The sequence below is a fragment of the Pseudomonas sp. PvP027 genome (assembly GCF_017833005.1).
GTDB classification, from domain to species: domain Bacteria; phylum Pseudomonadota; class Gammaproteobacteria; order Pseudomonadales; family Pseudomonadaceae; genus Aquipseudomonas; species Aquipseudomonas congelans.
In genome coordinates this window covers 5830220-5844542 of the sequence record NZ_JAFIBK010000001.1, presented here as the reverse complement: position 1 = coordinate 5844542, position 14323 = coordinate 5830220, and the positions used below count along the sequence as shown (strand labels likewise).

14 protein-coding genes, 1 tRNA gene and 1 pseudogene are annotated in these 14323 nt (G+C 54.4%); 12 read left to right on the top strand and 4 right to left on the bottom strand.

Annotated features, from left to right (window positions below; genetic code table 11):
• Positions 1 to 18 precede the first annotated feature (18 nt).
• The 9 genes and pseudogenes from JOE33_RS25505 (at position 19) to JOE33_RS25465 (ending at position 6256) form a co-directional block, all read left to right on the top strand.
• A complete protein-coding gene (locus JOE33_RS25505; protein ID WP_122694164.1) occupies positions 19 to 1098 on the top strand; it encodes a nitronate monooxygenase in 1080 nt (359 codons plus the stop codon).
• Between the two features lie 101 nt (positions 1099 to 1199).
• Positions 1200 to 1967, top strand: coding sequence for a molybdate ABC transporter substrate-binding protein (gene modA / locus JOE33_RS25500; protein WP_122694165.1), 768 nt, complete (start codon positions 1200 to 1202; stop codon positions 1965 to 1967).
• Positions 1968 to 2648, top strand: coding sequence for a molybdate ABC transporter permease subunit (gene modB / locus JOE33_RS25495; RefSeq protein ID WP_122694167.1), 681 nt, complete (start codon positions 1968 to 1970; stop codon positions 2646 to 2648).
• Positions 2649 to 2651: 3 nt separating this feature from the next.
• Positions 2652 to 3740 carry a molybdenum ABC transporter ATP-binding protein gene (gene modC, locus JOE33_RS25490; RefSeq protein WP_187626238.1) on the top strand — a complete coding sequence of 363 codons (1089 nt, stop codon included), beginning with the start codon at positions 2652 to 2654 and terminating at the stop codon, positions 3738 to 3740.
• 89 nt (positions 3741 to 3829) lie between these two features.
• Positions 3830 to 4900, top strand: a complete 1071-nt coding sequence (locus tag JOE33_RS25485; protein ID WP_010430024.1) for a DNA topoisomerase IB — start codon at positions 3830 to 3832, stop codon at positions 4898 to 4900.
• 167 nt (positions 4901 to 5067) lie between these two features.
• Positions 5068 to 5153: transfer RNA gene (locus JOE33_RS25480), tRNA-Leu, on the top strand.
• Positions 5154 to 5391: 238 nt separating this feature from the next.
• A pseudogene (locus JOE33_RS25945) lies at positions 5392 to 5601 on the top strand (Heme peroxidase); the annotation flags it as partial.
• 40 nt (positions 5602 to 5641) lie between these two features.
• Entirely contained in the window at positions 5642 to 5908 is a 267-nt protein-coding gene (locus JOE33_RS25470) for a hypothetical protein (RefSeq protein ID WP_240009426.1), read from the top strand.
• Between the two features lie 87 nt (positions 5909 to 5995).
• A complete protein-coding gene (locus JOE33_RS25465; RefSeq protein ID WP_222943784.1) occupies positions 5996 to 6256 on the top strand; it encodes a hypothetical protein in 261 nt (86 codons plus the stop codon).
• Between the two features lie 70 nt (positions 6257 to 6326).
• On the opposite strand, the gene JOE33_RS25460 is transcribed toward JOE33_RS25465, so the two are convergent.
• The 3 genes from JOE33_RS25460 to JOE33_RS25450 all read right to left on the bottom strand — a co-directional run bounded on the left by JOE33_RS25460 (position 6327) and on the right by JOE33_RS25450 (position 9188).
• Positions 6327 to 6533, bottom strand: coding sequence for a lipoprotein (locus JOE33_RS25460; protein WP_024641805.1), 207 nt, complete (start codon positions 6531 to 6533; stop codon positions 6327 to 6329).
• A 302-nt stretch (positions 6534 to 6835) separates the two neighbouring features.
• Positions 6836 to 7756 carry a hypothetical protein gene (locus JOE33_RS25455; protein WP_163031748.1) on the bottom strand — a complete coding sequence of 307 codons (921 nt, stop codon included), beginning with the start codon at positions 7754 to 7756 and terminating at the stop codon, positions 6836 to 6838.
• Between the two features lie 520 nt (positions 7757 to 8276).
• Positions 8277 to 9188, bottom strand: coding sequence for a DUF6694 family lipoprotein (locus JOE33_RS25450; protein ID WP_338125272.1), 912 nt, complete (start codon positions 9186 to 9188; stop codon positions 8277 to 8279).
• Between the two features lie 694 nt (positions 9189 to 9882).
• On the opposite strand from JOE33_RS25450, the gene JOE33_RS25445 reads away from it, so the two are divergent.
• Positions 9883 to 10104, top strand: coding sequence for a hypothetical protein (locus tag JOE33_RS25445; protein ID WP_096139114.1), 222 nt, complete (start codon positions 9883 to 9885; stop codon positions 10102 to 10104).
• 1176 nt (positions 10105 to 11280) lie between these two features.
• Here the strand turns inward: JOE33_RS25445 and JOE33_RS25440 are convergent.
• Positions 11281 to 11538: a hypothetical protein gene (locus tag JOE33_RS25440; protein ID WP_096244457.1), complete on the bottom strand. Its 258-nt coding sequence runs from the start codon at positions 11536 to 11538 to the stop codon at positions 11281 to 11283.
• A gap of 717 nt (positions 11539 to 12255) precedes the next feature.
• Here JOE33_RS25440 and JOE33_RS25435 point away from each other — a divergent pair.
• Both JOE33_RS25435 and JOE33_RS25430 read left to right on the top strand, forming a co-directional pair.
• The gene (locus JOE33_RS25435; RefSeq protein WP_187626186.1) at positions 12256 to 13239 is read left to right on the top strand and encodes a DUF1852 domain-containing protein; all 984 of its coding nucleotides are present in this window, start codon (positions 12256 to 12258) and stop codon (positions 13237 to 13239) included.
• A 27-nt stretch (positions 13240 to 13266) separates the two neighbouring features.
• On the top strand, positions 13267 to 14298 hold the full coding sequence (locus JOE33_RS25430; RefSeq protein WP_054994202.1) for a methionine synthase: 1032 nt from the start codon (positions 13267 to 13269) through the stop codon (positions 14296 to 14298).
• Positions 14299 to 14323 lie beyond the last annotated feature (25 nt).

The following is a 14323-nucleotide window of genomic DNA, read 5'->3' as shown; positions in this document are numbered from 1 at the left end:
TGCCTGCCGGAGAGACACATGAACCAATGGCCAGATAGCCGCATCACTGAACTGTTCGCCGTCGAACTGCCCCTGTTGCAAGCCCCCATGGCCGGCGCCAGCGGATCGCAGATGGCTATTGCTGTGGCCAGGGCTGGCGGCTTGGGAGCGCTGCCCTGCGCCATGCTCACCCCTGAGAAAATCGACCAGGAGGTATCAACTTTCCGAGAGCACACCGGCAACGCTCCGCTGAACCTGAATTTCTTCTGCCATCAGTCTCCGGCCTACGATGCCGAGCGCGCCGAACGCTGGAAGCAGGCGCTCAAGCCCTATTACGAGGAATTGGGTGCCGATTTCGATGCACCAACACCGGTCTCCAACCGCGCACCTTTCGACAGCGACAGCTGCGCATTGATCGAGCGCTTGAGGCCGGAAGTGGTGAGTTTCCATTTCGGCCTTCCTCAGCCATCGTTACTGGATCGGGTCCGGGCCACGGGTGCAAAGATCATCTCTTCAGCCACTACGGTCGAAGAAGCTATCTGGCTGGAGCAACATGGCTGCGATGCAGTGATTGCCATGGGCTACGAAGCAGGCGGTCATCGGGGGCTGTTCCTCAGCGATCAACTGCACACCCAGGTCGGCACCTTTGCGCTGGTCCCGCAAATCGCTGACGCGACAAGCATTCCGGTCATCGCCGCAGGCGGTATTGCAGACGGTCGCGGTGTCGCTGCGGCATTTATCCTGGGCGCCTCGGCGGTACAGGTCGGAACCGCGTATCTGTTCTGCCCGGAAGCCAGCGTCAGCGCCCTGCATCGCCAAGCCCTGCACGATGCCACGAGCAGCCAGACCGCGCTGACCAACCTCTTCACCGGGCGTCCGGCGCGAGGCATCGTCAACCGGATCATGCGTGAGGCCGGCCCCATCAGCCCACTCGCCCCGGCGTTTCCGCTGGCGGGCGGGGCCTTGATGCCGCTGCGCGCGCAGGCGGAAAAACTGGGCAGCGGTGACTTCGTGAACCTCTGGGCGGGCCAGGCAGTCGGTATCAAACATCAGCTGGGTGCCACCGAGCTGACGCGGCAACTGGCTGAAAATGCGTTGAAAATTCTGTCTCCCCGATAAAACAGTGCTTTCAGAACAACAGGCTGCCGCTATATATTTATCTATATAGCGAAGCGCCCTTATCCCGATGGCGTGTGTTTTCATCATCAAGGAACTGTTTCATGCGAACGACCACGCTGCGCGCCATTCTCAAGCTTTCAGTGCTGGCCTTTGCCGCCTCTGCCGCAGCCAGCGCGTCTGCCGATGAAGTGCAGGTCGCTGTCGCGGCCAATTTCACCGCGCCGATCCAGGCAATAGCCACTGACTTCGAGAAGGACACCGGCCACAAGCTCGTTGCCGCGTTTGGCGCTACCGGTCAGATCTACACGCAGATCAAGAATGGCGCGCCGTTCGAGGTATTCCTCTCGGCTGACGACACCACACCCGCAAAACTCGAGCAGGAAGGCGACACCGTCAAGGGGTCGCGCTTCACCTATGCAGTCGGGACGCTGGCGTTGTGGTCGGCCAAGGACGGTTATGTCGACAGCAAGGGCCAGGTGCTCAAGGCCAATCAGTATCAACACTTGTCCATTGCCAACCCCAAAACCGCCCCCTACGGCCTGGCGGCGACCCAGGTACTGAGCAAAATGGGCCTTACCGACGCCACCAAAGCCAAGATCGTCGAAGGTCAGAGCATTACCCAGGCCTACCAGTTCGTCTCCACCGGCAATGCCGAGCTGGGTTTCGTAGCCCTGTCGCAGGTTTACAAGGATGGCAAGCTGACCAGCGGCTCGGCGTGGATCGTACCGGATGACCTGCATGACCCGATCAAGCAGGACGCGGTCATCCTCAACAAAGGCAAGGACAGCGCTGCTGCCAAGGCGCTGGTCGAGTACCTCAAGGGCCCGAAAGCCGCCGCGATCATCAAGTCCTTCGGATACCAGCTGTAAATGCCGCTGGGGAGTGCCGACATCGCGGCGATCTGGCTGACGCTGAAACTGGCGTCGCTGACCACCGTCATCCTGCTGATCATCGGCACGCCCATCGCGCTGTGGCTGGCGCGTACTGATTCATGGCTCAAGGGGCCGATTGGCGCAGTCGTCGCCCTGCCCCTGGTGCTGCCACCAACCGTTATCGGTTTTTACCTGTTGCTGCTGCTCGGGCCCAACGGTGCGGTGGGCCAGCTCACGCAAAGCCTGGGTCTGGGTACGCTGACTTTCAGCTTCGCCGGCTTGGTGATCGGCTCGGTTCTGTATTCGATGCCTTTCGTCGTGCAGCCGCTGCAGAACGCGTTTGCAGCGATCGGCACCCGCCCTCTAGAGGTCGCAGCCACCTTGCGCGCCGGGCCTTTAGACACCTTTTTCCACGTGATTCTGCCACTGGCCAGGCCGGGGTTTATCACTGCCGCCATCCTGGGGTTCGCGCACACGGTCGGCGAGTTCGGTGTGGTGCTGATGATCGGCGGCAACATTCCCGAGAAAACCCGTGTGGTGTCAGTGCAAATCTTCAATCACGTCGAATCCATGGAGTACCTGCAAGCGCACTGGCTGGCTGGCGCGATGCTGGTCTTTTCCTTTCTGGTGCTGTTGGCGCTGTATTCCAGCGGCAAAGCCAAAACGGCATGGAGCTGAGTCATGGCGTCGCCGATAGAAGTCCGCCTGCAGATGGCCTACCCTGATTTCACCGTCCGTACCGACCTGAGACTGCCGGGTTCGGGCATCACCGCGCTGTTCGGGCCCTCCGGCTCGGGCAAGACGACCTGCCTGCGTTGCATCGCCGGTCTTGAAAAAGCCGATCAGGGCTTCATCCGCGTTCACGATGAGGTCTGGCAGGACACCGAAAAAGGTATTTTCCTGGCTCCGCACAAGCGGGCGATCGGCTACGTGTTTCAGGAGGCCAGTCTGTTCGCGCACCTGTCGGTGCAGGACAATCTGGAGTTCGGGATGAAACGTATCCCGCGCCAGCAGCGCCGCATTCAACTGCCCCAGGCCGCCGAACTGCTCGGCATCGATCATCTGCTGCAGCGCAGCCCTGACAAGCTGTCCGGTGGAGAGCGCCAGCGCGTGGGCATCGCACGCGCCCTGCTGACCAGCCCGCGGCTGATGCTGCTCGATGAGCCGCTGGCGGCGCTGGATAGCCGGCGCAAAAGTGAAATCCTGCCGTATCTGGAGCGCCTGCACCGGGAACTGGACATCCCCATGCTGTACGTCAGTCACGCTCAGGATGAAGCCGCACGCCTGGCGGACCACCTGGTGCTGCTCGACGAAGGCAACGTACTGGCCAGCGGTCCAATCCACGAAACCCTCGCGCGGCTGGACCTGCCGCTGGCGATGGGCAGTGATGCGGGCGTGGTCATCGAGGGCACGGTCAGCGCCTATGATCAGCATTACCAGTTGCTCACCGTGACGCTGCCCGACAGCAAACTGAGCATGCGCGTCGCCCACGCGCAGATGCAGGTCGGCACCCTTCTGCGCATCAAGGTCCAGGCCCGGGATGTCAGCCTCAACCTGCAACCCGATTACCAGAGCAGCATCCTCAACCGCTTGCCGGTCATGGTGGTCGAGGAAGCGCTGGCCGACAATTCGGCGCACGTCCTGGTCAAGCTGGACGCCGGCGGCACGCCGCTGCTTGCGCGCATCACTCGCTATTCCAGCGACCAGTTGAACCTGCACAGAGGCCAGTCGCTCTGGGCACAGATCAAGGCAGTCGCAGTGCTGGCCTGACGTTTGGAAAAAAACCGCCACGCGGCAAATAAACGGCACCACCGGAAAAGGCCGAGGTCAGTGTTTTTAACTGCCTTTGGAACTTAGCCATGCCTGACTCGACTGCCATCAGCCAGCCCGCCAGTGAACTGCATTACGTAGACGACACTCAACCGGGCCTTACACGCAAGGTACTGCGCGGCAAATTCGCGTACTTCGACACAAAGGGTCAGCGCATCAAGGACGAGTCGGAGATCAAGCGCATCAACGCACTGGCAGTCCCGCCCGCCTACACCGAGGTGTGGATCTGTGCCGACCCGCTGGGTCACCTGCAGGCCACCGGCCGCGACGCTCGCGGGCGCAAGCAGTACCGCTACCATCCGCGCTGGCGCGAAATACGTGATCAGGACAAATACTCGCGACTGATCGAGTTCGGCCATGCACTGCCCAAAGTGCGCAAGCAGATCGAAGCACAGCTCGCTCAGCCAGGCATGGGCCGGGAAAAGGTCATGGCGACGGTTATTTCATTGCTGGACGCGACCCTGATCCGCATCGGCAACAGCCAGTACGCCAAGGAAAACCGGTCGTACGGCCTGACCACCCTGCGCAACAAGCACGTCGAAGTCAAAGGCGGCCAGATCCTCTTCGAGTTCCGCGGCAAGAGCGGCGTCGAGCACAAGGTCAGCGTCAAGGACCGACGTCTGGCCAACGTGATCAAACGCTGCATGGAGCTGCCAGGACAAAACCTCTTCCAGTACCTGGACGAAGACGGCGTGCGCCACGCGGTAACCTCATCCGACATCAATGCCTACCTGCAAAGCCTCACCGGCTCGGACTTCACCGCCAAGGACTACCGGACCTGGGCAGCCAGCGCACTGGCGCTGGCAACGCTGCAAAAACTGCACTGGGAGCCAGAGGCCGACGCCAAACGGCACATCGTCGACATGGTCAAGGCCGTTTCGAAACAACTGGGCAACACCCCCGCCATCTGCCGAAAATGCTACATCCACCCTGCGGTTCTGGAAGGCTTCCTGCTCGGCAACCTGGCCAAACTCCCCCGCTCCCGACAACGCAAAGGCCTGCGCCTGGAAGAAGTCGCACTGGCGAGCTACCTGCGAATACTGGCTGACAAGGTCGAGGCCGTGGTTAACGATGCTGCGGTGAAAGACAGCAAAGCCTGAGCCGCCTGATCACGGCACGTCAGCCTTTGCTCCAATAAAATTTCGTAGCTTCATGATTTGCCAAGCATTTCTGACGGATAAAAAAGCAGGGTCTTGCGCCCTTCGAGACGCTTTCAAGCTTGCTTCATGGGGGCCGGGTGTATATATTCCCTGCTCTTGGCGCTACCGCCCCGATGGCGAAATTGGTAGACGCAAGGGACTTAAAATCCCTCGTCCTTTGGACGTGCCGGTTCGACCCCGGCTCGGGGCACCATTTTTATATCAAGGGCTTACGCACGTTATGTGCGTAGGCCCTTTTTGTTTAAATTGCCGCAATTTTATATTCTTGCCGCAATTCTTTTTCGGACCCATCCCCGCATTCCGCCGACGAACGCCACTCCCAAAATCTGAAAGACTCAACCGCTGTATGTGATACAGAAATTGGGAATCACTCATCATGAACATCGACTACACCGGAGGCTGGCCGTTCTGCCCCACGGAGGAGCAGATGCTCAAGCGACCTTGAACAGTTCAAGGCGCATTCGCTGGCCGTGTTTTCGGCGATCAACACTGACCTGCAGACCGACCAGCACTTCGCTGACGCAGAGAAAACAGTGAAGTGGTGCGGCGAAGTCGAAGAGCGCCTGGAGGCGGCCAAGCAACATGCGCTGAGCCAGACGGAAACCATCGACGCCCTCTTCCGCACCATCGATGAGATAACTGTCCGAGGCCTTAAACGAGTTCCAGCGCAGCGGTGGAACGATGCGCGACCTGGGGTCGTTTCAAGTCGCGCACCGCCCTCAACGTAAAGAGCCGCCACCCCGCAAGCCACGCTACAACGGCGCGGATCAACGGAAGTATGTCGAGGAGGAAGAAGACTTGGCGCTGCTCAAACGTATCGAGGCGATGCGCGACCTGGGCGTTAGTCACTTCAAGGCAGAGAAGCTGACCGGGATCAACCGCACCGTCATCAGGCGAATCGTTCAGAAGTACAGCCTGGACTACCCCAGCAGCAGCCGGGCGAAATGAAGCGCCTGCAAATGCGCGTCCGCCACGGCAGACGCCAGCAACACATTCACTTGCCGCCCAGCGGCTTAAAAGAGCGGTTTAGTGGCGATGGATCAAGAAAAGCGATCAGCCAAGACGGCGCTTAAGCGGAAACTGGTCGCCGAGAAAGAGCTGCGCCACCGGGTTCGGCCTGGCATTGAGCAGGCCCTGAATCGGGTTCGCCAGCGCGGCAAGATGCCCATCGTCAGCGAGGTCTTGCAGATCGCGATCATGAAGATGGATTTGATGGATGATGAAGAGCTTGATGCCTTCCTGACTTATCCGCGCCACGAAATCGTGGTTAGCGAATTCGTGGCGCGGGCAATCTAAGACGCGGGCGTCAGGAATATCCGGAGCGCCGACCAAGACGAATCAGACGAGGTCATCTCACCGCTCGCCATCAATTGCTGCGACTGAGCTGAACGTTCTGGCTGATGCAATTGATGTTAGTCACCGTGCCCATGAAAGCATTCATCTGCACAGAGCACTTTTCAATATTCAGGCCGTTTCTGCCATCGCTTGAGATGTTGGTCACGTAAGGCCCTGCGGTTGAACAGCCAGCCAACACGGCTACGGCGGCAAATAAAGCAAAAATCGACTTCTTCAAAGTACAGCTCCTAGTGCCCGGCTCCATGCCGGTCACCCGTAATACCCCATTCCTAACCAACTTGCCACCACCGGACACGGAGGGCGGCAAATACAGATTCGCCCCTCTTCAACTCAACATCCCACCCAGTGGAATCATGCCCCCGGAGAAACAACCATTTCGAAGCCGACAGACACCAATGAATTCCTCAACGAACTGAATGGCGGGGCTTTCGCCAGCCAGATCGGTCATGAGCTTTCCGTAGCAGCCTCTGGGGGCGTTGACCATGGCAAGGCCGGGAAGCTGGTCGTCACCTCAAACCTCTACGATCTCTCCACTTCGAAATAACTCTTTGTTCCAGGACGCCTTTTAAGAAATTCCACCTCCACTTTAAACCGTTGCGCGATTAAGTCGATATCTGTCCCCAGAAATGCGCGGCTGGCGGTAAAAATGTAAGAGATTTTTGAAGGTTCGCTTTCGACAATCCTGACGCTTGTCACGCCAGGCAAAATTCCTATGAAGTCATAGATCGACAATTTATCAGCGTTCGGATCCATTACATGGATCAAATAGCTGAAGTCCGAATCTGCGGCTCGTGCTGGCGGGGGCGGAGGTGGTGGTGGAAGGACGCCACGCAACTTAATCTCCCCAATGAATGACTCAATGTAGTCGAGCTTTTTAATTAAAAACGTCTGGGCATCGTCAGGCTCTACCGACTCTCGCAGGACTCTACTTTGCGTAACCCTGTAAACGGGATTATCAGGCTCTCCAATCATCAGAGCCGCCTCTATCGCACTCTCTAAGCGAGGAGCAAGATCGACAACGCCGTACATATCATTTTGAAAAAAAACTGTGCGCTCGTCAGATATATCGAATGGAAGCCGCGTACCGTTTTCCGCTAGGACGACTATAGGTAGACCTACACAGTGTCGGACTGCTAGTTCATACATAACATTGGGATTTAGCTCGCTCAGATTAGCAATTACTAAATCATCGTAAATGATGTGTTCGATTACCTGCCGAGTGATCGAGCCGGGGCTCGCAATCTCGTGGGCAACAAACGTGTGGAAACCTAGCCTTTCTAAAACAGGCTTCATAACCGCATTAATTAGTCCATCCGCAGCTCTTCTTGTTGTCGAAGCATCAGAACCAATCGGAGTGACAATGAAACATTTCCTTTCGACAGCTTCTCCCGCTGCCCCCTCAAGATTTTTTATAGGCTGATTCGTATGTTGCTTTGCCATTCCCTGCTCCGAAGTTAGAACGTCCAGCCTATATGAGAACTCAAAACCCGCCAAAATACCACCTTCCAATACTGGAAGGCGGCGCATGCCTGGAATTTGGCATGAGCGTAAACAGCGCAGCGGGGTCGTATATTACTACTATGACATCGGAGGTTCACCGCGAAAGGAAATCCCCTTTGCTCTGAACATGGCATGCTGCATGCTTCTGAAATTCAGTCGACCGAGTCCCGCAAGGGCCGCAACGTTGGATATCTCCGGAGCTACTGGCGTATAGGCTACGATCCCTGTTAGAGCTGCAGGGACACATGCGATAGCATTGCCCAAACCCTTCGCCAGATTTTCAAAGGACTTCGCGATTTCAGCGTTACGTTTCTTTGCCTCTTGGCTCGCCCTGTCTAACGGACCAGTAAACGATCCGATTCGGGCCACCAGATCCAACGTAAGCGTACCTAGTGACTTGCTCATTCATTTGCTCCAGACGAAAAAAACCCGCCGCAGCGGGTTTTCTTAATCAGTAGATTCAGCTACCGGCATATTTGCTTTTGAGCTCTTGCAATCTTTTCCGCTCACTTTCCGTTAATCCCGTTGCGTCGTACAAAGGAGTGTTATCTGAGCCGTCGACCCTAAGAACCTCAACATTAAAAAAAGCGTCGCCAGTAGCCCTTATCTTCGCCCAATCGCTATACACGGGGGGCGCCATAACCCAAGTCGCAGTTTCTCCAGACTCCAACCCACCACTAATTGCATAGTTAAAATCACCGACATACCAAGGGACCGACCTACCGGGCGAGGCAACCGCACCTCTGAAATAGGCATTCGAAATAGCCTTGCCGGTGTCATTTTTAACAGTCAACTCTATAATCGGCTTGGCAAATTCGGAATACTTCTCTTTAGTCAGGTAAAAGACAGACTTCACGACGGTGAACTTTGAAAGCTGAGCCTTTGCTGCATCCGACTTTTTCTGCTTCTCTATTAGTTCTTTTATTTCTGCAATAGCCTGCTCACGCTCACTTGCCTTTTGCTCGTCAAGTATGCGCTGTGCTTCGGCGGCGACATCATCAGCCGTTTTTCCGTCCAGCACGGAAAGCATGTTCATTTTTGCTGTCGTGCCATTAATTTCGCCTTTAAGAACGCGCGTCATGTTTAACTGGCTTAAGGCGACAAATTGCACATTGTATTTAAATTGCTCTTTTTTTTCTCCTGAAAGACTATCCGAAACTTTAATAATCGACTTTTGAAGGGCCTCATCTGAGCTTCCGTCAAGCTTGGGCTGTCCGCAACCGGATAAAGCCAATGCTGAAATAAGCAATACCGCTGTCCTGCGCATAAATGATCCCTCGTGGTCAGTAGAGCACAGGATATCAGTAGGCCACATTTGAACAAAGCCTATGCCCAGATTTCCGTAACGTGCTCGAGGCTGATGAACGCTCACAGTGCTACTCCAATCCTTCTGCCTATGCTGCCTTGCTCAGGTCTGATGAGCATAATCTGTCTCGCAATGTTTTGAAGAAGCCGGTCTAGCCGCTGGCTTTTTTTGCCTGAAACTCAAGCGCTGTAGGTGTCCGGCGCATCCGTGGTAGCTTTCTGATTCAACACAACAAGGTCACGGAGACCGGACACCTGGGATTTCCAAAAATCAACTACCAACGGGTATGGGCTGACGGGGTAAAGAAATTCGAAAAAGCTATACGCACTGAGGTCTCCTCCACTGCAGAAGTTTTTACTGAACGGCATGCGTGCCATGCTGAAAGACATAGCGCCAAGCCAAATCGAGATATCACAAGCTGGGTAGTGCTCGTGCACACAAGGGAATATGAGATGAATGCCTTTAGAGTCGCGGTAGTGATAGTCGCTCCGCTAATTTTCTCAGGCTGCGTTCATAAGCCAAAGACTGAATACGAAAAGGAAATCGAAGCCCTACCAATGCCAGCGACGGAAGCCGAGCGAGTTGAGCAATGTCGGGGAGTTCAGGATCTCGCAAGATCAGCCTTTGTTGACGACGCGCTTCACCATGCCCAGCGCACAGACCCCGGCCCTGGCTTCCCGATTTACGATGAGTCTGTATTTCCAGCGCTTATGCGACGCCATCATTCAATGAATTGCCCTAGCTTTGATTTTCTAAAGTGGTGAGCGCATGGCGAGAACAGGGTTTCCGGCGCAAGGTCGGGGCGATTGCCTGGCTGGCGTTACTCATGGTCATTCCCGGCGCCTCCGACTCGGCCGGGCTGAGCGGAGGATCATTCGGCCGCAAGCGGGTCTTCAGTCCGGGCTTCGTCGTATTGTGCGTTTTCGTGGCTGTGGTTGAGCTGATAGCGCTGAATTACTTTTACGGTATGCGAGTGCGCTGAAGGTACGTTAGATAGTGCTGACGCGTGCTGGCACCCAGGGTCGTCTGGCATGGCGCGATTCAGCCCTCGTTTACGTGCGGGGCCGAGCGGCACCGGCTACTCTCAGCGCCGGCTCAGGCAACACGCGCACCTGGTATCGGAAGAAAACAGGCTGTTGCCCGATGAGGTAGACCGATGTCGTAGACACGTCACCAAACTGATTGACATGCGCAGAATGGATAGGGCGTTATAAATCACGAGGATTATCGAATGCGCAACACCATCGGGGCAATTGTCTCTGGAGCTGTATTTCTTGGCGGCCCTCCCGCACGGTCAGGCCCATCTTTACCCCGGAAATGAAAAAGGCCCGCCAGTATGGCGAGCCTTGGAAGGAGAAAATTTCAGTTAAACCCTGCCAGATTTTTGCGTCTTGAGATCGAGATAATCCTGACCGGATCGAGTTATCTGGATAACCCAATCCTTAGAAACCAAAAGGAGGCCTGAATCGACACAGCGGTTTGCCAGACAGAAGAATTCCGCTTCCTCTAGAGGTCTCCTGACGTTTCCACTGGATGATCTCCACTTTTCAAGAAGATCATCAAGATGAATCCCGCTAGAAGCAGCGTAAGCCGGAAGCAGACTCAGTAAATGCTTAATCCTAAGCGAATCGCGTTCCATGTGAATCTCCCTTCCAAACCTCGGAAAGGCTTTATTAACACACACCCGAGAAATATCAAAGTGCCACTATCATTTAAAGGCACCCGGCCTACTACCGCGTAGCTAAAATAGGCGCGAATGTCGTTTTTGACGAGCTTGGTAAGCTGAGGTCCAAGGAGGTCTCACCTACGCCATGCGCCTCGGAGGCGAATATGCATACCTGTGCCTGCTCAGCAGGTCGCGGCAGTATTTCTTCGATCAGAGCGCAATCAAAGAACCGGTGGCAGCAAGCTCTATCGCCCGCCTGGCTCTGAACGTTGACGATCAAGCGAGAAGTGAGCGAGTGGCTTGTTGAGCCCACAATAACCAGGCTGCTGGCGGGCAGTCATGCAAACGCGAGATCCGCAATCTGTCCTGGATCGGTTTGAAGTGGTCAGGCAAGAAGAAATCTCGCGTTCTTAGCCTGGAGAACGGAACGTAATGCAGATGCAGTACTGCCGCAAATCTCATTTTGCGGCAGTTGCGTTAATTGCGGCAGCGTTAGCCGCAATGTTTCGGGTGATAACGGCATGGATCATCGAAATTCGTGTGCTGTGGAATACGCATCGCTACCTGTATAGGGGCTGCTTTCGAATCCTTGGAGGCATTGTCTGCGCCCTGAACAAGCGCATATTTTCCATCGACTGCAGGAGCGGATGGCTTGGAAGCCGCAGCGAATGCCATGCCTTGCAGGCCAATCACTGCGACAGCTGTCACGACAAACCCTTTCAGCACGGATATTTTTGTGATGCTGTTCATGGTATTTCCTCTGGGTTGTTAAAAGCTCGACAGTCTAAGAGCCTCTGCTTCATATGTTGCATGGCAGATAAACTGCCATACAAATACTGTACCTACTTTGTGACAACAGCTACATTGCGCTAAAGGTGAATAAAATTTCATCGTACTGGATGCCACAAACTCAGCTTGGCTCCCTAATGCTCTAGACACCGTATCTTTCTCATCGAAGCTATAGCAAATAACTCCATTTCAGCCACTTAGCGAGATAGATGGCTCCTACGCCTACTCCACCCGCAACAGCGACTCATGGAGCGCCAAGTGCCCATAAGGCCAGCCTGTGACGAGCAGCCTGTTGCTGGGGAGATTTGACGCGGCTCAGGCCCATCGTTTGGGTTCTGCCGACCAACACCACTGCCCAAATCCGAAGGCTCAACGACTGTGTGCACATACAGCAGTTGAGAATTATCCATCACGAGCATCGACTAAGCCGAAGACTGGCCGCCGTGCCTCCTCCAGATACAGAGACGTAATTCCAACCCTGGCCCCATCATGAACGTGACTAATGCTTTTATTGAAATCAATTCGTTTTTGTTCATGTAGGCAACCGGCCTAAAATCCTTGCAGCTCTTCACCCTCCGCAGAATTACGGTGGCTGATTGAAGAAACGGACGTCGGTCAAAGCTATAAGGGGTAAAGCCCACTTAGGTTTTGCCTCACAAATAAGGGCGCCAAGCCAAGATGAAAAAAGAATTCACATTTTCTATCAAGTGCACTTGCTTTGATGAGGATTACTCACCTCCAGACACTACGCGAGTCACAACTAATTTTGCGAACCTGGCCAGGGGAGAAAGTCGCCAGGAGAATTTGCGTAACACCTTGACGATGATTGACAACCGCTTCAATGCCTTGACGCACTGGGACAATCCTAAAGGAGATCGTTATACGGTCGAGCTGGACATTGTTTCTGCGGAAATGAATATTGACGCTGAAGGCAATCACCAGGCCATCCCGTTGATTGAGGTTTTGAAAACGACGATCATTGATCGAAAAACCGATGCGCGTATCAATGGGATTGTCGGAAATAACTTTTCTTCTTACGTGCGAGACTATGACTTCAGTGTGCGATTACTGGAGCACAATAAGAGTCTGTCCGGGCTCAGTACCCCGGAAGACTTTGGGGATTTGCACGGAAAGCTATTCAAATGCTTCATTAATTCAGGTAGCTACAAAGCTCATTTCGATAAGCTGCCTGTTATCTGCCTGAGTGTATCGAGCGCCAGGACCTACCACCGGACCGAGAATCAGCATCCTGTTTTAGGATATGAATACCAGCAGGACGAATACTCGTTGACGGATGAGTACTTCAGGAAAATGGGCTTAGAGGTTCGCTATTTCATGCCCCCCAACAGCGTTGCGCCTTTGGCTTTTTATTTCTCGGGCGATTTGCTGGGTGACTACACCAATCTGGAGCTCATTAGCACCATCAGCACGATGGATACCTTTCAGAAAATTTATCGCCCTGAGATCTATAACGCAAATTCAACGGCAGGAAAAATCTATCAGCCTAGCTTGAAAAATAAAGATTACTCGTTGACTCGCATTGTGTATGACCGCGAGGAGCGAAGTCAGCTGGCTATAAAGCAAGGGAAATTTGTTGAAGAGCACTTTATCAAACCCTACCAGCTCATTCTGGATCAGTGGTCCGCAAGCTGCACTCTTTGATCGTTTAAAAACCAAGGCTGATTTTTCATGAAAAAACTTTTGCCCACCTCCACTGCTGGCAGCTTGCCTAAACCTTCCTGGCTTGCACAACCTGAGACGCTCTGGTCACCGTGGAAATTGCAAGGCGAAGAATTGCTTGAAGGCAAGCAGGATGCGTTACGTTTGTCACTGCAAGAACAACAGCTGGCCAATATTGATATCGTCAGTGACGGTGAACAAACGCGCCAGCATTTTGTAACTACGTTTATTGAGCATCTCGACGGCGTCGATTTTGAAAAGCGCGAGACTGTCAGAATTCGTGACCGCTATGATGCGAGCGTGCCAACCGTCGTGGGTGCTGTCGCTCGCCGAAAGCCGGTTTTTGTTGAAGACGCAAAATTTCTGCGTCAGCAGACCAGGCAGCCTATCAAGTGGGCCCTGCCAGGGCCAATGACGATGATTGACACTCTCTACGATGCTCATTATAAAAATCGTGAAAAACTGGCTTGGGAGTTTGCCAAAATCCTCAACCAGGAGGCCAAAGAACTGGAGGCTGCCGGGGTTGATATTATTCAGTTTGATGAACCTGCATTTAATGTGTTTTTTGATGAGGTGAATGACTGGGGCGTCGCCACCCTGGAAAGGGCAGTTGAAGGGCTTAAATGTGAAACGGCCGTACATATTTGCTATGGCTACGGCATCAAAGCGAATACCGACTGGAAAAAAACTCTGGGGTCAGAATGGCGACAGTACGAAGAAGCCTTTCCCAAACTGCAAAATTCCAGTATCGACATCATCTCGTTGGAATGTCACAACTCTCGCGTCCCTATGGATCTGATTGAGCTCATTCGAGGAAAGAAAGTGATGGTAGGGGCCATTGATGTGGCAAGCCACACCATTGAAACGCCTGAGGAAGTCGCCAACACGTTGAGAAAGGCGCTTCAATTCGTCGATGCCGACAAACTCTATCCGTGCACCAACTGCGGCATGGCCCCCCTTCCTCGTCATGTCGCCAGCGGCAAGCTGCGCGCATTAAGTGCAGGCGCAGAAATCATCCGGAAAGAACTCTCGAATCAGTGATTAGCCAAGGCTTGCGGACTTTGAG